We start from the raw sequence: 22,973 nt of genomic DNA on the forward strand, positions 1-22,973 counted from the left end.
AGGGAATAGACAAGTAAAGCGCTATCTAATTGGAGGTATATAACCAATGGAAATTAAATCAGTAACAACCGAAGATATAAAGGAACTGCAAATCATCAGTTATCGAACTTTTGACGATACTTTCAGAGAAATGAACCAGCCTGAGAATTTAAAAGCATATTTAGATTCAGCTTTTACTGAGGAACAATTGCGCAGCGAACTTGAAGACCCGCATTCTTATTTTTACTTTTTATACGACAATGATAAAATAGTCGGCTATTTGAAAATGAATGGACCTGATGCACAAACTGAAGAAGTTGCATCGGATTCTATCGAAATTGAACGTCTATATATTTTGAAGAACTATCAACGTTACGGTTATGGCAAGAAATTATTGAACTTTGCGATTAAGTTTGCAGTCGAAGAAGGCAAGAAAAGTATTTGGTTGGGCGTTTGGGAGAAAAATACGCAAGCTATCGGATTTTATGAGCATCTCGGTTTCAAAAAGATTACAGAACATGATTTCATGATGGGAGAAGAACGACAAACTGATTATATATTAGCGCATTCTTTATAATAAAACAGTACAAAAAGATGCCCGCTATTATGCTTCGTTGCGTAATAGCGGGCATTATTATTTATACTTCGTAATCATTGCCGAAGTCCCATTCTTCAAAGAATGCTTTGACAAATTGTTCCATTAATTGATGTCTGCGCTGAGCTAAGTAACTGGCAGTTTCAGTATGCATCAAATCTTTTAATTTAAAGAGTTTGTCATAAAAGTGTTTGATGGCTGAAGGGTTGTAACCTTCTAGCGTTTGGTCTGGACTGATATCATCAGGTACTGTGCCTTCCCACATCGGTTCATTGAAGTGGCCGGCAAATTGGAAAGTACGTGCAATACCGATTGCACCGATGGCATCTAAGCGATCTGCATCTTTGACAATATAGCCTTCAGGAGAAAGCTTTTTATGTTCATTGGTGCCGTTTCGATAACTGATATTTAAAATGATGTCTAAGATTTTCTGCTGAAGACTTTCTTTTACTTCAATACGGTTTAAAAAGGCTTGAAGGTCTGATAACGCTGTTGTTTCATCTGTGAGTTTAGTGTCTACAGTGTCATGCAATAAAGCTGCCATTTGAATGATAAAAGGATTACCGTAGCCTTCTTGTTCAGAGATAAATAGTGCCATACGTACAACACGCATTACATGTGCAATATCATGACCTGAACTGTCTGATTCGTGGAAGTCTTGCATATAAGTTTCAGCTGCTTTTAATTGTTGGTATTGATTCATTCTAGGTCATACTCCTTTTAAGTTATAAAATAGGTGAAATTAAATTCGCGATAGCTTCTTTGAATTTCACCCAAAGACTGCGCTGGTTATAACGTTCCTGTGTTAGTTCAGAAGAGAACTCTAAATCTTTGTCGAATTGATTACGTAATTGCATTGCAATTTGTTTATCATAAATAAATGCATTGATTTCAAAATTCAGTGTAAAGCTTCTATGATCCATATTCGCGGTACCGACACTTGCGACTTCATCATCAATAATCATCATTTTCGAATGCAAGAAGCCGTTGTCGTAATGATACACTTTAACACCAGAAGCAAGCAGTGATGCTACGTTTTTTAATGTCGCAAAGAAGACGAAAGGATGATCCGGTTTGTTCGGAATCATAATGGTAACGTCAACACCGCCGAGCGCTGCAATAGACACAGCATCCATAAAGGCTTGGTCTGGAATAAAGTAAGGGGACTGAATTTGAATAGATTTCTTCGCTGAAGTAATCATTTTCAAGTAACCATATTTAATTTGTTCCCATTCTTCGTCTGGACCGCTGGATGCAATCTGCACCCCGATGGAACTGCCTGTATCAATATCAGGGAAGTAGCGATCTGAATACGTGATGTTGTCACGTTTTGCTTGCGAGTTCCAGTCTAAAATAAAACGCAGCTGCAACGCGTTGACCGCATCTCCTACAATTCTTAAATGCGTATCTCTCCAGTAACCGAAACGTTTAGATAAACCTAAATATTCTTTACCGACATTAAAGCCGCCGACATAGCCGATTGTGCCGTCGATTACTACTATTTTACGGTGATTTCTGTTATTGAGACGGAAGTTTATCAAAGGCAGTTTAGAAGGGAAGAAAGATTCTACTTGTCCGCCTTTACGTCGGAACTCATCAAAGTCTTTCAATGTTAAACCTCTGGAACCCATATCGTCATACAGCATCTTCACTTCTAAGCCCTCATTCAGTTTATTTTCTAAAGCTTGTAAAATACGTTTTCCGAGCTTATCGTTTCTGAATATGTAATATTCGATATGGATATAATCTTTGGCATTCTCGATATCTTTGATTAATGCATCAAACTTTTCATGGCCATCTGTAAAAATGGTCATTGCGTTGTCTGTTGTCAAGAATGCGGAGTTATTGTACAACAACATTTGTACCATTGATTTGTGTTTAACGATTTCATGGTTCCCTTTAGAGAATTCAGCTGTCTTTAATGCCTCTAATTGTTCATTGACAATCGCTTCTAGACCAATCCGATCTTCTTCGTCTAATGAGAAGATATGATCTTTTTGGATTTGACGTCCGAGCAGTAAATAGAGAATGAATCCAATTACAGGCAGAAATACAAGTACTAGAATCCATGCCCAAATCGAACCTGCTGATCTTCTTTCCATAAAAATAATAGTAAATGCGAAGATAAGGTTTAATACAAAGCACGCTATCAAGATAATATTAATGGCTAAGTTCGCTTGATAGGGTACGAAATCAAAATTATACATAATGTAACCTCCACATCATTTACCAGCAGTATTTGTAAGTTAGTATCAACTGATAATGAACTTATTGTAACACAGCGGTGATAGATACGACATAGTTTGACATATACCTATATAGGGTATATGATGAATGTGAAAGCAAAACTAGGACGGGGAGGTTATGATATGGCTCAAGTTGATAAAGCACATCATTCTGAACAAATTAAATCCAACCTTAAAGCACGTCTTAATCGTATTGAAGGCCAAGTCAGAGCCATTAATCGTATGATAGATGAAGACGTCTACTGCGATGATGTATTGACACAAATCAGAGCAACACGTTCTGCATTGAACAGTGTAGCGGTCAGATTGCTCGATCATCACATGAAAGGTTGTATTATGCACAAAGTGGATGATGGCAACCCTGAAGAAGCAATGGAAGAATTGCTTGTGACCGTCCAAAAATTAATTAAAGATTAATAAAGGAGTTTATCATGCAAACTAGTGTGATTCGCATCAGCGGAATGGAAACGATAGAACAGCAAGAAACACTGAAAGAACATCTTGAAGCGATGATTGGTGTTTCTGAAGTACAAGTTGATCTTGATACGAATGAAGTAAAAGCAAGTTTTAAAACACCTATCAGTTTGAATAACTTAGAGAAAGAAATTTACGATCAAGGTTATCAAATATTAAATTAATGGCAAGGAGTGATCTATTATGGAAAAACAATTAAAAGTAGAAGGTATGAGTTGCGGACATTGTAAAGCAGCAGTAGAGGATGCAGTGGGTAAAGTAGAAGGCGTAGATAAAGTCGACGCAAATCCTGATGCAAATACTGTAGATGTTGCATACAACGGTGACGATGCAGTGTTATCTCAAGTAGAATCAGCAATTTATGATGCAGGTTACGATGTTGTAAAATAATAAAGGTGAATAGAGGCTTAAGTTATGGATGTAACTGAGCCTCATTTTTTCAAAGAATAATATACCTCTACAGGGTATAGGAGTGAATTAATAATGGAAAAAGCAGAGTTTAAAATTTCGGGCATGACCTGTGCTGCTTGTTCTGCACGTATCGAGCGGGTGCTCAGCCGTACAGAAGGGATTGACCAAGCTAACGTCAACCTTGTGACTGAAAAAGCATCTGTTGCTTTTGATAAAGATAACGTCGATATACAGCAAATCTTCGAGAAAGTGAAACAACTAGGTTATGAACCGATTGCGATAGAAACGGCAGACCAAGCACAACAGCGTAAACAAAAAGAATTGAATCGTCAAAAAATGAAATTTGTCATTGCGATGATACTATCACTGCCATTGTTATATACGATGGTAGGGCATTTCAGCTTCTTAAGCTTTATCCCTCTGCCTCATGTGATGACTGAACCTTGGTTCCAATTCATCTTAGCAACACCTGTCCAATTTATTTTAGGTTGGCAATTCTATAAAGGTGCTTATGGTGCCTTGCGCAATAAAAGTGCCAATATGGATGTACTCGTTGCTTTAGGTACCTCGGCTGCGTACTTTTACAGTATCTATATGTGGATTATCCATGCAGGCGAACAGCATATTCCGTTATATTTTGAAACCAGTGCTGTATTAATTACATTGATACTGCTAGGCAAATATTTCGAAGCAAAAGCTAAAGGACATGCGAGCGATGCGATCAATAAACTGCTTTCGCTGCAAGTGAAAGAAGCGCGTGTAGAAAGAGACGGCGAAACGGTAGAAGTGCCTGTCGACCAAGTAAAACAAGGCGATATCTTGCTGATTAAAAGCGGCGAATATGTGCCTTTAGACGGTGAAATAATCGAAGGGGATACTAGTATCGATGAATCGATGCTGACAGGTGAAAGTATTCCTGTAGATAAAGCAGCAGGTGATGAAGTCATCGGTGCAACTTTAAACCACGGCAACTTCATTAAAGTTAAAGTAACGCACACTGGCGATGATTTAGTCTTGAATCAAATCATTAAAATCGTTGAAGAAGCTCAGGGTGAAAAACCAAACATTCAACGATTAGCAGATAAAATTTCAGGTATCTTCGTACCAACAGTACTAGGCATTGCTTTAGTCGTATTTATTATCTGGTTCAGTTTTGTTACACCGCTTGATTTCCAATCTAGTTTAGAAGTGTTTATCGCTGTGATTGTGATTGCTTGTCCTTGTGCATTAGGGCTTGCGACACCTACTTCAATCATGGCAGGTTCCGGACGTTCAGCTGAATTAGGTGTGCTTTTCAAATCTTCAGAGGCACTAGAACAAACACAAAATGTGGACACGATTGTCTTTGATAAAACAGGAACATTAACAGAAGGACAGCCTTCTGTGTATAAAGTCATTGATAACACAGATAATCAGCAATTCGGTACGTTAGTGAAGAGTTTAGAAGTTCAATCTGAACATCCTTTATCTCAAGCAATCACTGAATACTATCAAGATGTGCCTAATTTAATTGTAGAAAATTATCAAACACATCCAGGCAATGGTATCAGCGGTATAATTAATCAACAAGCTGTCAAAGTCGGATCGCAAAGCTTTATTCAACCTGATTTAAAAGAATGGGATCAAGCATTAGAAGCACAAATCGAAACATTGCAGCAACAAGGCGCAACAGTCGTTCTTGCATCAATTGATGACCAATTTGCAGGTATGATTGCTTTAAGAGATGAGCCGAAATCAAGTGCGAAAGCATTAATCGAACACTTGAATCCTGATTATGAAATTGTAATGCTGAGCGGTGATAGCCAAGGCACTGCAGAAGCAATCGCAGAAGAACTGGGTATTCAACGTGTTATTGCAGGTGTCAAACCAGATCATAAAGCAGATGAGATTACGAAACTTCAAGAAGAAGGCAAGTATGTCATGATGGTCGGTGACGGTATCAACGATGCACCGGCACTTGCTAAAAGCAATATTGGTTTAGCAATGGGTACTGGATCAGATATTGCTATCGAAGCAGGCGATATTATGATTGTCGGCGGAGATATCGAAAAAGTGGAAGTGGCTCTAGGCATGAGCAGCAAAACTATGAAAAATATCAAACAAAACCTATTCTTTGCATTTTGTTACAACGCAATCGGTATTCCAATTGCAGCATTCGGATTATTAGCCCCATGGGTAGCTGGTGCAGCAATGGCATTCAGCTCTGTCTCTGTCGTACTCAATGCATTACGACTTCAAAAGGTTAAATATCAAAAGAATTTACAAAATTAATGTAGTAATAGGAAAATTTTTAGGGTAGAATGTAAGTAACAATCATTTGTAATACGAAGATGGGGTGAACACGAATGAATAATAATACAGATAAACTACGTAATGTCGTTCAATTGTTATCTTCGCTAGGTGTTAATATTAAGAAAACGAAATCAAGATTAGAAATTATGCATACTTTGCCTAATACATCAGTTGCGACACCTAAATTAAAGTAAGAATAAAAACCGGTTATCGATTCGGACATTGTAAAATGTTCGACCGATAACCGGTTTTTTGTTTGTTGTGTATTAATGATTATATGATTTAGAACGCAAGAAGTCGGGTTGGTAAGGTACAGGTTGGTGATAATAAATAGATAGAATCACACCGACACCTGTCATTAAGCTCCATAAAGAACTTCCTCCATAACTGATGAATGGAAGCGGAATCCCTGTAATCGGCAAGAGTTGTATTGTCATACCCATATTCTGTACTGCATGGAACAATACAAGTGTCATAAAGCCGATGATATAAATCTTATTATAAATCACAGTATTTTTCGTAGCTAAACGTACAAGGTGGAACATTAATACTATGAATAGAATAATCAGTACCACTGCTCCGATAAAGCCGAATTCTTCACCGACAACTGAAAAGATAAAGTCGGTATGGTTTTCAGGGATGTAGACTTCACCATGATTCAATCCCTTGCCGAATAATTGGCCTGAACCGATAGCTTTGAGTGATTCAGTTAAGTGGTAACCATCGCCTGAACTATAAGAATAAGGATCTAACCATGAAGCAATACGTCCTAATTGATATGTTTTAATTCCAAATCCATTTTCTATTAATGAAGGTTTAAAGATAATGGAAAGAATAAAGAAAGCACCGATAGATAAAATCGTTAAAAAGATAGGTGCCAAGATTTTCCAAGAAATACCGCTGACAATCAGTACTCCAACGACAATAGCAAGACAAACCAATGTAGTACCTAAGTCGTTTTGAAGGAAGATCAATACCATCGGAATACCAGAAACCACAAGTAATTTGAAGAACAGCTTGAAGTCTGTTTCTAATGATTTATTGAATGTGTATTTGTTATGTCGCGATACGATTTTTGCCAGCATTAAAATCAAGACGATTTTCATAAATTCAGACGGCTGGATACTGATTGGTCCGAAACTGTACCAGCTTTTTGCGCCGTTGATTGTCGGCGTAACAGCTGTTTCCGGCATAATCAGCAAGACAATAAGCAAAAAGCATAAAATGCCGTATAAAGTATACGTATATTTCATAATCCTTTTAGGCGAAACAACCATAATCCCCAGTGCGATAATAAACCCGAATATGTAATAGATAATTTGTTTGATACTGAAGTTCGCACTATATTGACCGCCGCCCATAGCGGATTGAATAAATAAAATACTGATTGCTGCAAATATCAGCAAGATGGCAATTAAAACCCAGTCAATGCGCCGTAACCATGATTTACTAGGTTGTTGACGTGAAGCTTTCATATATTAGATCTCCTTTAATCCACAATTTCACATCGGCAGAAATGATGACAAGCCGCTTGTAACCGCTCTGCCTTTATTATTTCTCTCTATGAAAAACTATAGCATATTTAATGTTTTACCTGTAGCTATTTCCTATTATATACCGTTTCATGAAATTGTGAATTTTCTTTCTCAGCTTTGACATGCAATAAGTGAGGCAATCGTGATAAAATAAAGTTTAATAATGCGTTTGGAGGAAAGAACATGGCTAAAGAAAATATATGTATCATTTATGGTGGAAAGAGTGCAGAGCATGATGTATCGATTTTGACTGCGCAAAATGTATTAAATGCTATCAATAAAGATGATTACCAAGTAGACATCATTTACATTACAAATGACGGTTCTTGGAAGAAGAAAGATAATATCACAGAAAGCATTGAAGATACTGAAACTTTACGCCTAGAAGATGTAGAAGAAGGTGAAATTTCAAGCTTGCTTACAAACAGCAGCTCTGGACAGCCATATTCAGCAGTGTTCCCGTTATTGCATGGACCAAATGGTGAAGATGGAACTATCCAAGGTCTGTTTGAAGTATTGGATTTACCGTATGTCGGCAACGGCGTACTTGCTGCATCTAGTACAATGGACAAATTAGTAATGAAGCAGCTTTTTGCACATAGAGGGCTGCCGCAGCTTCCATATGTCAGCTTTTTACGCAGCGAGTATGAAAAATATCAAAGCAATATCTTAAAACTTGTCCATGATAAATTAGAGTACCCAGTCTTTGTAAAACCAGCAAACTTAGGTTCAAGTGTAGGTATCAGCAAGTGTAATAATGAAGAAGAATTAAAAGCAGGTATCGATGAAGCTTTCCAATTCGACAGAAAACTTGTAATTGAGCAAGGTGTTGTAGCACGTGAAATCGAAGTTGCTGTATTAGGCAATGATTATCCTGAGACTACAGAACCTGGCGAGGTTATTAAAGATGTTGCATTCTACGATTATAAATCTAAGTACTTAGTCGGCAATATCCAACTTTCTATTCCGGCAAAACTAGATCCGGAAGTCAGCACAACATTAAGAAACATGGCAGTTGAAGCCTTTAAAGCAACTGACTGTGCTGGTTTATTGCGTGCAGACTTCTTCGTGACAGAAGACAACCAGATTTATATTAATGAAACGAATGCTATGCCTGGATTCACAAAATACAGTATGTATCCAAGTTTATGGGAAGGCATGGGCTTATCCTATGCTGACTTGATTACGAAACTGATTGAACTTGCGAAAGAGAAACATGTGGAAAAACAAAAGAACAAATATAAAATTGATTAAGGTAGTGTACTTGTAATGATAGAAGTAACATTAAAACAAATTAAAGAATGGATTCCCTGTGAAATTGATGAACAGTATTTAGAACATACGATTAAAGGCGCAGCAATTGATTCAAGAAAAATTGAAGCAGGCAATTTATTTATTCCGTTTAAAGGGGAAAATACAGACGGGCACCGTTTTGTTGAACAAGCATTGGCAGATGGTGCCGGTGCTGCCTTTTACCAAAACGACGCAAAACCAGAGACACCAGTAGAAGGACCTATCATCTGGGTAGATGATACATTATTAGCATTGCAAGAGCTTGCAAAAGCATACTTGCAGTCTGTACAGCCTAAGGTGATTGCGGTCACAGGTTCTAATGGTAAAACAACAACAAAAGATATGATTGAAAGTGTCTTGAAACCTAACTTCAAAGTGAAAAAGACACAAGGCAATTATAATAATGAAATCGGCATGCCGTTAACGATTCTTGAATTAGATCAAGATACTGAAATTTCTATTTTAGAAATGGGTATGTCAGGCTTCCATCAAATTGAACTATTATCTGAAATTGCACAGCCGGATATTGCGGTAATTACGAATATCGGCGAATCGCATATGCAAGACCTGGGTTCAAGAGAAGGTATTGCAAGAGCGAAGTTTGAGATAGTAGCCGGTTTAAAACCAGACGGTGTATTACTTTATGATGGAGACGAGCCTTTATTAGTGCCGCACGTCAATACGTTAGCAGACAAACAAACGATCAGTATCGGATTAGGTTCTGAGAATGAAGTGGTCTGCAGTGTAGATCAGCATGATGCATTCGGTATTGCGTTCAGTTTAAACGTCAGCGAACATTATCAAATACCGATTTTAGGTACGCATAATATGCGCAATGCAGCGATTGCAATTACAGTAGGCAAATTGTTAGGTTTATCATATGAAGTCATCAAAGAAAACATTGCGAAAGTACAATTAACACAAATGCGTATGGAATTGCATCGTACAGACTCAGGAATTGCTGTGATTAATGATGCTTATAATGCGAGCCCGACAAGCATGAAAGCGGCTATTGATACACTCGCAGCAATGGACGGACGCAAACTATTGATTTTAGCAGATGTATTAGAACTCGGTGAAAACAGTGCAGAGATGCATGCGTCAGTCGGTGCTTATTTAGAAAATAAAGGCATCGATATATTACTGACTTTCGGCGAAGAAGCGAAACACATTCATGAAGCCGGTCAAGCATTTGTAGAATCGGCACAGCATTTTGATGATAAAACAGCTTTGATTGATACAGTTCTTCAAGCTGCTCAGCCTAAAGATAATATTTTAATCAAAGGTTCAAGAGGCATGGCTTTAGAAGAAGTCGCACAAGCACTATTAGAACAGAAATAATACAAAGTTAGTAAGATGGTGAAAAATTCTCAATACGAGAACTCCTATCATCTTACTAACTTTTTTGTTTTTAAGAGGAATTTGCGTTATTGCTATAATGGTCTCAAGGTGGTACTATATAGAAGTTGATGAAAAATTAAAGACAGGTGGGGGCGGGTGCTCATCAAGTTCTGTAATTCATACAGAATGAATGTTAAATTATTAACCGCTCATTTTTTATCATTTTTAGGATGAAAATGAAACTTATAGATGATGTATATCTACTGGATTGAAGAGAGCACAAAATCATCAAAGTCGTCTCGACCATATATAAAGGAGAATTATTTTGCAAAAATTTATAGATTTAGGTGTTTCAGGAAAAACTGCTGAAACGCTTGCTAATATGGGCTTCGAAGAACCGACTCCTATACAAAATGACAGTATTCCGTTTGCATTGCACGGATTAGATATTCTAGGTCAAGCTCAAACAGGTACAGGTAAAACAGGAGCGTTTGGTATTCCATTAATCGAGAAAGTTGTAGGAAAAGACGGTATTCAAGCACTGATCTTAGCACCTACACGCGAATTAGCAATGCAAGTAGCTGAACAGTTAAGAGCGTTCAGCCGCGGACAACGCGTACAAGTTGTGACAGTATTCGGCGGTATGCCGATCGGCCGTCAAATCAAAGCATTGAAAAAAGGCCCTCAAATCGTAGTGGGTACACCAGGACGTGTGATTGACCATTTAAATCGCCGTACATTAAAAACTGATAATATTCACACATTGATTATTGATGAAGCGGATGAAATGATGAACATGGGCTTCATCGATGATATGAGATTCATTATGGATAATATTCCATCAGAAAATCGTCAAACAATGTTATTCTCTGCAACAATGCCGAAAGCTATTCAAGCATTAGTGCAGCAATTTATGAAAGACCCTAAAATTGTTAAAACAATGAATAACGAAATGTCAGATCCGCAAATTGACGAATACTATACGATTGTTAAAGAATTAGAGAAATTCGAAACATTTACAAACTTCTTAGATGTACATCAACCAGAACTTGCGATTGTCTTCGGTCGTACAAAACGCCGTGTTGATGAATTAACAAGTGCGTTGATTTCTAAAGGTTATAAAGCAGAAGGCTTGCATGGCGATATCACACAAGCAAAACGTTTAGAAGTCTTGAAGAAATTCAAAAATGACCAAATCGACATCTTAGTTGCTACAGACGTTGCAGCACGTGGTTTAGACATTTCAGGTGTCAGCCATGTATACAACTTCGATATTCCTCAAGATACTGAAAGTTATACACACCGTATCGGACGTACAGGCCGTGCTGGTAAAAAAGGTATCGCAGTTACATTTGTGAACCCGATTGAAATGGATTATATCCGTCAAATCGAACAAACAAACAACCGCCGAATGAGAGCTTTAAGACCGCCGCATCGTAAAGAAGTATTGCGTGCACGCGAAAACGACATTAAAGAAAAAGTAGAAAAATGGATGTCTCATGAACATTCAGAACGTCTGCAAAACATTTCATCTCAATTATTGAATGAATACAATGATGTTGAATTAGTCGCAGCATTATTACAAGAGTTAGTGGAAGCGAATGATGAAGTAGAAGTACAATTAACATTCGAAAAACCATTAGCAAGAAAAGGACGTCAAAATTCTAAAGGACCTCGTCGCGGAGGCAAACCTTCAAATAAACGTTCTAACAACAAGCACGATAACAAAAACCGTCGCGGCAAAGGCAAATTCAACAACAAGAAACAACGCAACGATAAAAAAGACCATAAGAAACCGATTAAAGGCCGTACATTTGCGGACTTGCAAAAATAATAGACGTGATTAAAATGTTACCGTTCCGATTAATTTCGGAGCGGTTTTTTTACATAAAGTTGTTACAAAATGAGGTGGAACATTGTTAAACTATGATTAATAGTAAAATTAAAATGAATAGGAGAGGCATAAAAATGAAACAGCAAAGTCCTCGTCGTGTTATACAATATTATTACACGCGTTTTTTGATAGCGTTTCTTTTTTATCTGCTTATCTTTTTAGGTATCAGATGGATAAGTAATTATTTTCATTGGAACAGCTGGATTATCAACCTCTTGCTGGTACTCTTGGTAATTGAGCTGCTCTATTTATGTATTCGGCCTTGGCTGCTTTGGAAATATCGTCATTATCAAATAGAAAGCACAAATATTTCAGCGATTAAAGATTTCTTCTTTAAGAAACAAGAGATTGTAAAGTTTGATCGTATTCAATATGTCGAACGAAAAAGCGGACCATTGCTTAGACTATTTAAACTTTACCGTATTGTTGTGGTTACAGCAGGACATGAAATCGAACTGCCGTTACTGATGCGAACAACGGCAGAAGAAGTAGAAAAGATTTGTATACAAAAGCTTGAGGAGGTGGATGCTGATGTATAGTCCTCAGAAACTGCATCCATTGTCTTATCTCACAGGTTTGATTAAAACAATTAAACAAAATATCATCGTTATTATTTTGTTCCTTATTAATATTAAGGATTTTAACTTTACGAATGTCCGAGAATATATTTGGCCTGCAATGATGATAGGAATCTTCCTTATTTCTTTTATCATCAATGCATTAGCGGTATATTCTACGCGCTATTGGATAGAAGGTCATCACTTTGTTGTTATAAAAGGGGTTTTTAATAAGAAACGTAAAGAATTAGATATTCAACGTATTCAATCCTTTGACTCTTCACAAGATATTATCAGTCGAATCTTCGGCGGCATGATTATGGAAATCAAAACACCAAGCGATAGTATCCAATTAGAAATTGTCTCTAAAAAGCAATTTGAAGACATAGAACAAAATATTAAAGCCGTACAGTATGCCAATGATCAGCAGGCAGAACAAAATGAAACAGTTGAAGGTGCGAAAGATGAATCAAAATCGCAGCAATTGCTCTTTAAATTGTCGCTGAAAGAATTGATTTTAATGGCACTTTCCAGCGGATCAATCGGTATTGCGTTAGTTACACTGACACCAATACTCGGGACATTCCAAGAAATCATTCCATGGGAAAGTTTGTTTGATCGTTTCGAATGGATTGCACATGCGGCTTATGTGGCTGTGGCAGGTCTTATCATTACAGCGCTGCTTGCGGCTTACATTATCGGTGTCATTATAGAATTTGTACGCAGCTATGGTTATACATTGACTGAAGAAAATGAACAGCTGCATATCAAACATGGATTATTAAGTGTTAAAACTGTGAACGTACCCATTCGCAGAATACAAGCAGTAGTTGAAAAGCAATCCTTTATACGCAGATTTATGGGGTATACCTCTATTTCGTTTATTATTACAAGCGATGGACACAGCTCTGAAGAATCAGAATCTGCATCAGGAGATGTTGTGATTTTACCGTTTATAAAAAGACAAAAAGCCTATGAAATGGTACAGCAGCTGGTACCGTCTATGGCATTTCAAGATGTACCGACAGGATTGCCTAAAGGCGGGATACGCAGACATGCACAAATCGGTGTGGCTTTGTTATTGATTGCTGGCGGAATTTGTACGTATTTCTGGTCAGTGTGGTATCTCGTTTTAGCAGCGTTCATAAGTGTGTTGTTTATTGTGAACAGTATCATGACTGTGCTTTATTCTGGCTATATGACAGATGCATCGCTATTAACATTGAAGAAAACACAGCTTTTGCGGACACGATATTTTTATGTGAAGAAGGATAAAATCATCGGTTTTGAAAAAGCACAAAATCTTTTCATGCAGCATGCCGAGTTGGCTGATTTCAACTTTAAGGCTGCACGCGGTTTATCCAGTATAGATATCGGGCTGCGGTTTATTCCTGACCGAGAAGCGGAGCGTTTGAAACAATGGTATATCAAGGAGGGTTATGATGAAACTGAATCGAATGGCACAAGAGGGTAAGAAAGTACTTGTTATTGCAGGGTTAATACGCACAGCATTGATTGCATTGGTATTGCTTAGTCTTGCCTTTTTAGACTTATACTGGTGGCACATCACGTCAGAGCGAGCTGTTAAATGGAACTTTATCATAACTGCTTGTGTCATTGTGATTGCTATTATCATCGACTGTCTTATTAATCCATGGCTGAAAAAGAAGCAGCATGGCTATGTGCTTGAAAACAAAAAGATAATCGTACAAGAAGGCATGCTGTTTGTCAGCTTGAAACATATTCCGCTTTTCAGAATTCAAAACATAGATATTACTGAAGGATGGATCATGCGCAAATGGCAGCTGGCAACACTTACTTTATCCACAGCCGGCGGGAATAGTGATATTATTTTAATTAATAGAACTACAGCGCAAGCTATAATGGATGAAATCAAACAGAGTTCTCAAACTTTAAATGAGTATGATATAGAAACAGGTGAGTAAATGATATACGGAATCGGAATTGATTTAATTGAAATCGAGCGTATTCAAACGATGCTGGAACGCCAAAAAAGATTGCCGGAGAAGATTTTAAGTGCAGATGAGCTTGAGAAATTCAATTCATTTTCACATGAAAAGAGAAAAGCAGAATTTCTAGCAGGACGTTTTGCATGCAAAGAAGCTTTCAGCAAAGCCTTGGGGACAGGGATCGGCAAACGCATCGGCTTTAAAGCTATCAATTGCAAAAATGATGAATTAGGCAGACCTTATATAGAATATGAAGGATTTAAAGTACATGTCAGCATCTCGCATACTGAAAATTATGCGACAAGCCAAGTGATACTAGAGAAGATTTAGTACAATAAGAGTATTGCTAAAGTGTGATAAGTAGTATTATAGTAGTAATACATTTTAACGGTTTTTAAAGGAGATGACACTATGGCGGATAAATTTTATCGGCCTACGTATCTTAAGGTAGATTTAGAAGCAATTTTAAAAAACTATCAAGTACTAGGTAAACTACAACCCAATAAACAAGTGATGCCTGTCATTAAAGCGAATGCCTATGGTATGGGCAGTGTCAAAGTTGCGCGCTGTTTAGAAGACAACGGCGCAGAGTTCTTTGCGGTAGCAACATTAGATGAAGCAATCGAACTGCGTATGAACGGCATTGATGCCAAAATTTTAATTCTAGGTGTGGTAATGCCGCATGATATTAATAAAGCGATTCAACATCGTGTCGCATTAACAGTACCATCATATTCATGGCTGAAAGCAGCGATTGAACAAATTGATACATCTGTTGAAAAGGATTTATGGCTGCATGTCAAAATCGATACAGGTATGGGGCGTTTAGGTATCAAGTCGGTAGAGGATTATCAAAAGATTGTTAAAGAGATCGAGCAGCATGAACATCTGATTTTTGAAGGTGTGTTTACACACTTTGCTCAAGCTGATGAAGATAGTCCGCATACTGCAGAGCAATATCAAATGTTTGAAGAATGGGTAAATACTTTACCGCATCCGCCGTATGTACATGCGCAAAATTCTGCAGGTACTATTTTGCATGAAGCACCGATTTGCAACATGGTACGTACCGGTATTGCATTATATGGTTACTATCCATCTGAATATGTAAGAGAAAAGACACATGCGGTACTTTATCCATGTGCACAATGGCAGACTGAAATTATGGAAGTCAAACAACTGAATGTTGGTGATACAGTCAGCTATGGTTCTACTTATACAGCGGATCATAAAGTGAAATCAGCTGTATTAGGTGTAGGCTATGCAGATGGCTTTCCGCGTATGATGCAAGGTGCGACAGTTGAAATCAAAGGGCATCATTGCCCGATTATCGGCAGAGTCTGCATGGATCAGATGATGGTTGAATTACCTGAAGATGAAACGTTTCATGTCGGTGATACAGCAACTTTGCTCAACCGTGAACACGAGGGTCTGGAATCATTAACAGAGATGGCGAATAAACAGCAAACAATCAATTATGAAGTGTTATGCCGTATCAGCCGTCGTGTACCAAGAATTTATGAACCTGAAAAATTATTTGATATTGTCAACGAATTACAAAAATAGTATGGTCATGAATTTTGAAATTTGTTATCATTAGTTTGAATATTAATTTAGCAGTTCTTTATTTCTTGGAGGTCTTACTTATGTCAACTTTTAATCAGAATAGAACTTATAGTTTGGAACAGTCATTAAAAGAAGGCTATTCACAAATGGCTGATTTAAATCTCTCCCTAGCAACGGAGGCATTTTCAGTTGAATGTGAAGCCTGTGATTGCAACGAATCTTATCTTGCATTCCACAAGGATGAATGATGAGGAGAGGCGATGTATATTTAGCTGATTTATCACCAGTGCAAGGTTCTGAACAAGGGGGAGTTAGACCTGTTGTAATTATACAAAATGACACTGGCAATAAGTACAGTCCGACGGTGATTGTAGCCGCAATTACCGGCCGTATTAACAAGGCAAAAATTCCAACACATGTGGAAATTGAAAAGAGTAAATATAAATTAGACAAAGATTCTGTTATCTTACTCGAACAGATTAGAACAGTTGATAAAAAACGTTTGAAAGAGAAACTGACTTATCTTTCAGATGAAAAGATGAAAGAAATTGACAATGCGATTGGAATCAGTTTGGGTTTAACTCATAAAAATTAAGAACCGATTGCAAACTTGATATTTAACAACTAAATGACAAACGGATATGTCAGTCTTGCTGAACAATCCAGTTCATCTCATGAAATTAAGTTAAGAGGTTAAAAAACGATTTCAGCTAACTTAGCAATTTTGCTTATTGCTCGACTATGATCATAGCGTAATACAGCATTCTTACTATGATGCTGAAATTTGTTTTTTTCCTCTTTTTCTATGATGAACTTCATGTGTATTTAGTATGTAGATTAAACAGAATATTGGGCAAAAACTGACATTTATAGAGAGGGCGATACAATGAAGGATTTTAAAAAAAGGTATTTGCAAATGATGCAATCATATGTAGAGTCCTATGATAAAGAAAAGATAACGAACCAATTCGAAGCGTTCGGCAAAGAAATCATCGAAAAGGACATTCAAGCAGAAGATGTATTAGATATTCAACGTGAATGTGCCAACGAAATGGATTTAAATAGAGATGAAATTCTGGCAACGTTCGAGTTATTGAAAATAATTGCAAATGCATATGGCTTCAGCTACCAAGATTACCAAGAAATGGTAGATAAACTTTACTACCATGACAAGGAAATGGATTTAGCTTCTCGTTTACAGCAAACGATGCTGCAAACAGAGATACCTCAATTTGACAGTATTCAAATCGGGGTTATTTCCGTAGCTGCACAAAAGGTAAGCGGAGATTACTTTAATTTAATCGATCATAAAGACGGGACAATGAGTTTCGCAGTTGCTGACGTTATCGGCAAAGGGATTCCTGCAGCACTTGCAATGAGTATGATTAAGTTTGGTATGGATTCCTACGGGCATTCGCAATTACCAAGCGACGGATTAAAACGATTGAATCGTGTTGTTGAAAAGAACGTCAACCAAGATATGTTCGTGACTATGTTTTACGGCTTGTATGAAGAAATGAATCATTTATTGTATTGCAGCTCAGCCGGACATGAGCCTGGTTATATCTTCAGAGCTGAACAAGATGAATTTGAAGAAATTTCTGTAAGAGGCAGAGTATTAGGCGTCAAACAATTAGAGCGTTATAAGCAGCAAGAGATTCCGATTTATTTAGACGATTTGATTATTATCTTTACAGACGGTGTGACTGAGATCAGGGATGAAAACGGCAAATTTATTGAAACAGATTATTTGTTAGATTTCATACATAAATACAAAAATCTGCATCCTCAAGACATTGTACAGCTATTATATGAAGAACTGTTAGGCATTCAGCCTTCAGGCAAACGAGATGACTTAACAATTTTAATTATTAAGCGCGTAAATTAAATAAAAGTGATTAACTTTTTAATAAAACGGGTAGATAAGTGTTTGAAATATGAACAGACTGGAGTGTATCATTGAATGAACTTGAATATAGAGACACAAAAACATGATGAGTATTATGAAATTAAGGTCGGAGGAGAATTGGATGTCTATACTGTACCTGATTTAGAAAAGGTCTTGTCACCTATTAAACAAGAAGGTACACATGATGTTCATGTTAACTTAACGAATGTCAGCTATATGGATTCAACAGGTCTTGGTTTATTTGTTGGAACATTGAAAGCTTTAAATCAAAATGATAAAGAATTATATATTATCGGTGCTTCTGAGCGCATCAGCCGTTTATTTGAAATTACAGGCTTAAGCGACTTAATGCATGTAAACGAAGGATCGGAGGTAGAATGACATGGAAGCGAAGCGGAATGTAATTGAAATGAAGTTACCTGCACAAGCTGAATATGTCAGTTTAATTCGATTAACACTGTCAGGTGTATTCTCACGTGCCGGTGCTTCATACGATGATATTGAAGATGCAAAAATTGCAGTGAGTGAAGCAGTAACAAATGCAGTCAAGCATGCCTATAAAGGCGAAGATACAGATACTTCTATTTATTTATGCTTTGAAATTTACGAAGATAAAATCAGAGTCGTGATTTCTGACCAAGGTCAAAGTTTCGACTATGAAGAAAAGAAAAAAGAACTAGGGCCATATAAACAAAATGAAAACATCGACTTTTTAAGAGAAGGCGGCCTTGGTTTGTTCTTAATTGAATCACTTATGGATGAAGTTAAAGTAAACAAAGACAATGGTGTTACGATAAGCATGATTAAGTATATAAAAAAAGAGCAGGTGCACAATAATGGCGAAAGAGTCGAAATCAACTAACGATATTTCACCAGAACAAATCAACGAGTGGATCAGACAGCATCAAAATAATGAAAATACCAGTGCCCAAGACAAGCTTGTCAAACATTATCAGAAATTGATTGAATCTTTAGCTTTTAAGTATTCAAAGGGACAATCCCACCACGAAGATTTGGTTCAAGTAGGAATGGTAGGCTTGATAGGTGCAATCAATCGATTCGACATTAACTTCGGAAGAAAGTTTGAAGCTTTCTTGGTGCCTACTGTAATCGGTGAAATCAAAAGATATTTAAGAGATAAGACTTGGAGCGTTCATGTTCCAAGAAGAATTAAAGAAATTGGTCCGAGAATCAAAAAAACTACAGATGAATTGACTAATGAACTTGAGCGTTCGCCATCAATTGCTGAAATTGCAGACAAACTAGAAGTCACTGAAGAAGAAGTGCTCGAAGCAATGGAGATGGGACAAAGCTATAATGCTTTAAGTGTGGATCATTCCATTGAAGCGGACAAAGACGGTTCAACAGTGACACTGCTGGATATTATGGGTGAACAAGAAGACGGTTATGATTTAACAGAAAAACGCATGATTCTTGAAAGAATTTTACCGATATTATCTGACAGAGAACGTGAAATCATTCAATGTACGTTTATCGAAGGATTAAGTCAAAAAGAAACAGGTGAACGCATTGGTTTAAGCCAAATGCATGTTTCTCGCTTGCAGCGCAATGCGATTAAAAAACTTCAGCAAGCAGCAAAGAAATAAAGCAGCTTGTTGTAAATATGAATCTTATAACAGGACTGAAGTACGTATTCATGTATTTCAGTCCTGTTTGTATTTTGTGCTATTATGGAATCAAGAAAACGAAATTGAGGTGCCGATATTGAATAAAGAATTGATTAACTCAATCGAAAAACAACATAACTTTTCTACCAAACAAATTACAGAAGTGCTTGCACTTTTAGAAGAAAATAATACCGTTCCATTTATTGCGAGATATCGTAAAGAACGTACGGGCGGATTAGATGAAGTTGAAATCAAAAAAATAGCGGATGAATACCACTATATGGAGCAGCTTCAAAAAAGAAAAGAAGAAGTCTTACATAATATTGAACAACAAGGACTTTTAGATGCACAATTGAAAGCTGATATTTTAAAACAAACTAAATTGCAGCGTGTAGAAGATTTATACAGACCGTTTAAACAAAAGAAAAAGACACGTGCCACAGAAGCAAAAAGAAAAGGATTGGAACCTTTAGCTAAATGGCTGATGCAAAAAAGTATCGATCAATCACCTGCTGAGTATGCTGAAGCTTTTATCAATGATGAAGTAGAAAGTGCACAAGCAGCATTAGCAGGAGCACAAGACATTATCGCTGAATGGGTATCAGATAATCCTAAATACAGAAATAAAATCTTAACGCAAACACAAAAACGCGGTTTGATTACGAGTCAGAAAAAGAAAAAAGCTGAAGATGAACAAAAGACATACGAAATGTATTATGACTTCTCAGAACCCATCAATAAAGTCGCAAATCATCGTATCTTAGCAATGAACCGCGGAGAAAAGGAAAAAGTATTAACCGTTAAAATAGAAATGGATACGAGCAGCATCGAACGTGATATCGAACGACAAGAAGTCAAAGGCAATCATGAAGGCAGCCAATATATCAAAGATGCTATACAAGATAGCATGAAACGTTTGATAATGCCTTCAATCGAACGAGAAATCCGTTCTGATTTAACAACGAAAGCTGAAGATCATGCTATTGAGGTCTTCAGTGTGAACCTCAAACATTTATTATTGCAGCCGCCGTTGAAAGGCAAACAAATTTTGGGTGTCGACCCGGCTTTCAGAACAGGATGCAAACTTGCAGTAATCAATCCATACGGAACATTTATTGCTAAAGGTGTGATGTATCCGCATCCGCCTGTGAATAAAAAGCAGCAAGCAGAAAAAACATTCTTGCAGTTTGTAAATGATTACGATGTGAAGCTTGTTGCTATCGGAAATGGTACAGCAAGCAGAGAAACAGAACAATTTGTGGCGGACTTGATTCAAAAGCATCACTTAGATGTGCAATTTATTATTGTAAATGAAGCAGGGGCTTCTGTTTATTCAGCATCTGAAATTGCACGTTCTGAATTCCCTGATTTCCAAGTTGAGGAACGCAGTGCTGTGTCAATCGGTCGTCGTGTACAAGATCCATTAAGCGAATTAGTAAAAATCGACCCGAAATCTATCGGTGTAGGGCAATATCAGCATGATGTGAATCAAAAGGCATTAGAAAATGCATTAGATTTTGTTGTTGAAACAGCAGTTAACCAAGTCGGTGTAGATGTTAATACAGCATCACGTTCATTACTGCAGCACGTATCAGGTTTATCTCCGCAAATCGCACAGAATATTATTGATTTCCGTGAAGAAAACGGTGCGATTGATCATCATAAGCAAATTGCGAAAGTTAAACGCTTAGGGCCGAAAACTTTTGAACAAAGTATTGGTTTCTTGCGTATCGTTAATGGCAAAGAGCCGCTCGATAATACAGCGATTCATCCAGAGAGTTATAACATAGCTTATCAATTGCTGGAACAAGAAGGTCTGAGTGCAGAGGATTTAGGCACAAAACAATTAAAAGATGCACTGAGCAAAATATATATGAAAGCAGCTGCTGAAAAGTTAGAGGTAGGATTACCGACACTTGAAGATATCGTTTCAGCTTTAATTGCGCCGAACCGAGATCCGCGTGATGAATACGAAACACCGATTTTAAAATCGAACGTATTGTCTTTAGAAGATTTAACCAAAGGAATGAAGCTAAGCGGAACAGTACGCAACGTTGTAGACTTTGGAGCGTTTGTAGATGTCGGTGTAAAACAAGATGGTTTAGTACACATTTCGCAACTCTCTAAACGTTTCGTGAAAAACCCTATGGATGTAGTCAATGTCGGTGATATTGTAGATGTATGGGTGCTAGATACAGATACAGTTAAAAATAAAGTTTCATTGACGATGATTAATCCAAATGACTGAGCAATGGATGAATAATGAAAGATTGCAGCAGCTGACAGAAAAGATTTCCAAAGAAGTATTTAACTGGGAGTTTAAACATCAAGCGTATTTTAATAACCGGCTAAGAACAACAGGCGGCAGATATTTACTGCAATCTCATAATATCGAGATTAATCCGAAGCAATATGAAAAGTTTGGCGAAGCGGCAATCATAGACATTATCAAACATGAGTTGTGCCACTACCATCTGCATCTGCAAAAAAGGGGGTACCAGCACAAAGATGCTGACTTTAAACAATTAAGTCAGCAAGTCGGTGCACCGAGGTTTTGCAGTGCGGTAAAAAGCTATGAAGAAAGAGCAAATTATATTTATCAGTGCAGAAAATGCAAAAAATCATTTCCAAGAATTAAAAAAGTGAACACACAGAGAATGGTATGCGGCCATTGCCATGGAAAACTGCAGCTGGTTAAGAAACTGAAATAATAAAAATAAACGCTGTGCATTAAGGCTTGAAATTGTCTTAATGCACAGCATTTCTTTGTTTTCAGAAGAAATTTGAAAAAAGATGAAAAAAATCGAGGTTTCATGTTGACTTAGGATAATGAATGTTATATGATAGTTCATGTCCTAAAAAAACACATTAAAAATTTGAAACGAACTTTAACGGCTTGTTAAAAACTTTTAAAAAGTTATTGACAAGAGATTACGAAAGTATTACAATAGAGTACGTTGTTAAATTAAGTAATTGATGAATTTAACCCAAGCGGTCGTGGCGGAATGGCAGACGCGCTAGGTTGAGGGCCTAGTGGGAGAGATCCCGTGGAGGTTCAAGTCCTCTCGGCCGCATCAAATTTCATTGATTACACGAGTTATTATGCGGGTGTAGTTTAATGGCAAAACCTCAGCCTTCCAAGCTGATGTTGTGGGTTCGATTCCCATCACCCGCTCCAAAAATGATTTTATATGAACATTGAAAACTGAATGACAATATGTCAACGTTAATTCCAAAATTAACAAACGTTTTAAACGTTTTATAACAAATAGTTTTTATGAGC

Annotated in this window: 25 protein-coding genes and 2 tRNA genes; 24 read left to right on the forward strand and 3 right to left on the reverse strand. The window is 37.2% G+C overall.

The genetic code is table 11. The features are described 5' to 3' along the window. Positions 1-46: 46 nt before the first annotated feature. A complete protein-coding gene (locus DVJ99_RS02095) occupies positions 47-556 on the forward strand; it encodes a GNAT family N-acetyltransferase (protein WP_114602955.1) in 510 nt (169 codons plus the stop codon). Positions 557-617: 61 nt separating this feature from the next. Here the strand turns inward: DVJ99_RS02095 and DVJ99_RS02100 are convergent, their stop codons facing one another. Continuing rightward, positions 618-1,277 carry an HD domain-containing protein gene (locus tag DVJ99_RS02100; RefSeq protein WP_114602956.1) on the reverse strand — a complete coding sequence of 220 codons (660 nt, stop codon included), beginning with the start codon at positions 1,275-1,277 and terminating at the stop codon, positions 618-620. Positions 1,278-1,299: 22 nt separating this feature from the next. Further along, on the reverse strand, positions 1,300-2,781 hold the full coding sequence (cls, locus tag DVJ99_RS02105) for a cardiolipin synthase (protein WP_114602957.1): 1,482 nt from the start codon (positions 2,779-2,781) through the stop codon (positions 1,300-1,302). A gap of 162 nt (positions 2,782-2,943) precedes the next feature. Between cls and csoR the strand changes: the two genes are divergently transcribed. The 5 genes from csoR to DVJ99_RS13065 all read left to right on the forward strand — a co-directional run bounded on the left by csoR (position 2,944) and on the right by DVJ99_RS13065 (position 6,191). Beyond that, complete coding sequence (gene csoR / locus DVJ99_RS02110; RefSeq protein ID WP_105994307.1) at positions 2,944-3,237, forward strand: copper-sensing transcriptional repressor CsoR; 294 nt, start codon at positions 2,944-2,946, stop codon at positions 3,235-3,237. Positions 3,238-3,251: 14 nt separating this feature from the next. After that, a complete protein-coding gene (gene csoZ / locus DVJ99_RS02115; RefSeq protein WP_114602958.1) occupies positions 3,252-3,458 on the forward strand; it encodes a putative copper chaperone CsoZ in 207 nt (68 codons plus the stop codon). Between the two features lie 19 nt (positions 3,459-3,477). Continuing rightward, on the forward strand, positions 3,478-3,684 hold the full coding sequence (locus tag DVJ99_RS02120) for a copper ion binding protein (protein ID WP_114602959.1): 207 nt from the start codon (positions 3,478-3,480) through the stop codon (positions 3,682-3,684). A 93-nt stretch (positions 3,685-3,777) separates the two neighbouring features. Next, on the forward strand, positions 3,778-5,976 hold the full coding sequence (locus DVJ99_RS02125; RefSeq protein ID WP_240430803.1) for a heavy metal translocating P-type ATPase: 2,199 nt from the start codon (positions 3,778-3,780) through the stop codon (positions 5,974-5,976). 74 nt (positions 5,977-6,050) lie between these two features. Beyond that, positions 6,051-6,191, forward strand: coding sequence for an Lmo0850 family protein (locus tag DVJ99_RS13065; protein WP_023016106.1), 141 nt, complete (start codon positions 6,051-6,053; stop codon positions 6,189-6,191). Between the two features lie 72 nt (positions 6,192-6,263). Here DVJ99_RS13065 and DVJ99_RS02130 read toward each other — a convergent pair whose 3' ends face one another. Beyond that, the gene (locus DVJ99_RS02130; protein ID WP_114602961.1) at positions 6,264-7,472 is read right to left on the reverse strand and encodes an FtsW/RodA/SpoVE family cell cycle protein; all 1,209 of its coding nucleotides are present in this window, start codon (positions 7,470-7,472) and stop codon (positions 6,264-6,266) included. 243 nt (positions 7,473-7,715) lie between these two features. On the opposite strand from DVJ99_RS02130, the gene DVJ99_RS02135 reads away from it, so the two are divergent. From DVJ99_RS02135 to DVJ99_RS02220, 18 genes are all read left to right on the forward strand, one after another. Next, positions 7,716-8,786, forward strand: a complete 1,071-nt coding sequence (locus DVJ99_RS02135; RefSeq protein ID WP_114602962.1) for a D-alanine--D-alanine ligase — start codon at positions 7,716-7,718, stop codon at positions 8,784-8,786. 15 nt (positions 8,787-8,801) lie between these two features. Beyond that, positions 8,802-10,166, forward strand: a complete 1,365-nt coding sequence (locus DVJ99_RS02140; protein ID WP_114602963.1) for a UDP-N-acetylmuramoyl-tripeptide--D-alanyl-D-alanine ligase — start codon at positions 8,802-8,804, stop codon at positions 10,164-10,166. 325 nt (positions 10,167-10,491) lie between these two features. Further along, positions 10,492-12,000 carry a degradosome RNA helicase CshA gene (gene cshA / locus DVJ99_RS02145; RefSeq protein WP_114602964.1) on the forward strand — a complete coding sequence of 503 codons (1,509 nt, stop codon included), beginning with the start codon at positions 10,492-10,494 and terminating at the stop codon, positions 11,998-12,000. Between the two features lie 134 nt (positions 12,001-12,134). Next, positions 12,135-12,599, forward strand: a complete 465-nt coding sequence (locus DVJ99_RS02150) for a PH domain-containing protein (RefSeq protein WP_162912126.1) — start codon at positions 12,135-12,137, stop codon at positions 12,597-12,599. Continuing rightward, the gene (locus DVJ99_RS02155) at positions 12,592-14,091 is read left to right on the forward strand and encodes a PH domain-containing protein (protein ID WP_114602966.1); all 1,500 of its coding nucleotides are present in this window, start codon (positions 12,592-12,594) and stop codon (positions 14,089-14,091) included. Before DVJ99_RS02150 ends, DVJ99_RS02155 begins: the two co-directional genes overlap by 8 nt. Then, positions 14,060-14,563 carry a PH domain-containing protein gene (locus DVJ99_RS02160; RefSeq protein WP_240430804.1) on the forward strand — a complete coding sequence of 168 codons (504 nt, stop codon included), beginning with the start codon at positions 14,060-14,062 and terminating at the stop codon, positions 14,561-14,563. Before DVJ99_RS02155 ends, DVJ99_RS02160 begins: the two co-directional genes overlap by 32 nt. After that, on the forward strand, positions 14,564-14,917 hold the full coding sequence (gene acpS, locus DVJ99_RS02165; RefSeq protein ID WP_114602967.1) for a holo-ACP synthase: 354 nt from the start codon (positions 14,564-14,566) through the stop codon (positions 14,915-14,917). Positions 14,918-14,998: 81 nt separating this feature from the next. Next, complete coding sequence (gene alr / locus DVJ99_RS02170; RefSeq protein WP_114602968.1) at positions 14,999-16,153, forward strand: alanine racemase; 1,155 nt, start codon at positions 14,999-15,001, stop codon at positions 16,151-16,153. An 80-nt stretch (positions 16,154-16,233) separates the two neighbouring features. After that, on the forward strand, positions 16,234-16,401 hold the full coding sequence (gene mazE / locus DVJ99_RS02175) for a type II toxin-antitoxin system antitoxin MazE (protein ID WP_114602969.1): 168 nt from the start codon (positions 16,234-16,236) through the stop codon (positions 16,399-16,401). Further along, positions 16,398-16,748, forward strand: coding sequence for a type II toxin-antitoxin system PemK/MazF family toxin (locus tag DVJ99_RS02180; RefSeq protein ID WP_031262808.1), 351 nt, complete (start codon positions 16,398-16,400; stop codon positions 16,746-16,748). Before mazE ends, DVJ99_RS02180 begins: the two co-directional genes overlap by 4 nt. A gap of 291 nt (positions 16,749-17,039) precedes the next feature. Continuing rightward, positions 17,040-18,041, forward strand: a complete 1,002-nt coding sequence (locus tag DVJ99_RS02185; RefSeq protein WP_114602970.1) for a SpoIIE family protein phosphatase — start codon at positions 17,040-17,042, stop codon at positions 18,039-18,041. A gap of 75 nt (positions 18,042-18,116) precedes the next feature. Beyond that, positions 18,117-18,443 (forward strand): anti-sigma factor antagonist, encoded by a 327-nt coding sequence (locus tag DVJ99_RS02190; RefSeq protein WP_114602971.1) that lies wholly within the window; start codon positions 18,117-18,119, stop codon positions 18,441-18,443. Position 18,444: 1 nt separating this feature from the next. Beyond that, positions 18,445-18,924 (forward strand): anti-sigma B factor RsbW, encoded by a 480-nt coding sequence (rsbW, locus tag DVJ99_RS02195; RefSeq protein WP_105994294.1) that lies wholly within the window; start codon positions 18,445-18,447, stop codon positions 18,922-18,924. Beyond that, entirely contained in the window at positions 18,899-19,669 is a 771-nt protein-coding gene (gene sigB / locus DVJ99_RS02200; protein ID WP_114602972.1) for an RNA polymerase sigma factor SigB, read from the forward strand. Before rsbW ends, sigB begins: the two co-directional genes overlap by 26 nt. Positions 19,670-19,787: 118 nt before the next feature. Further along, positions 19,788-21,938: a Tex family protein gene (locus DVJ99_RS02205; protein ID WP_114602973.1), complete on the forward strand. Its 2,151-nt coding sequence runs from the start codon at positions 19,788-19,790 to the stop codon at positions 21,936-21,938. Between the two features lie 7 nt (positions 21,939-21,945). Next, positions 21,946-22,401: a SprT family protein gene (locus DVJ99_RS02210; protein WP_114602977.1), complete on the forward strand. Its 456-nt coding sequence runs from the start codon at positions 21,946-21,948 to the stop codon at positions 22,399-22,401. Between the two features lie 280 nt (positions 22,402-22,681). Further along, positions 22,682-22,764 (forward strand) — tRNA-Leu (locus DVJ99_RS02215). Between the two features lie 30 nt (positions 22,765-22,794). Further along, positions 22,795-22,868: transfer RNA gene (locus DVJ99_RS02220), tRNA-Gly, on the forward strand. The last annotated feature ends 105 nt before the right edge of the window (positions 22,869-22,973 follow it).

The sequence above is a fragment of the Staphylococcus sp. EZ-P03 genome (genome assembly GCF_003344575.1).
In the GTDB taxonomy this organism is placed as follows: Bacteria; Bacillota; Bacilli; order Staphylococcales; family Staphylococcaceae; genus Staphylococcus; species Staphylococcus simulans_B.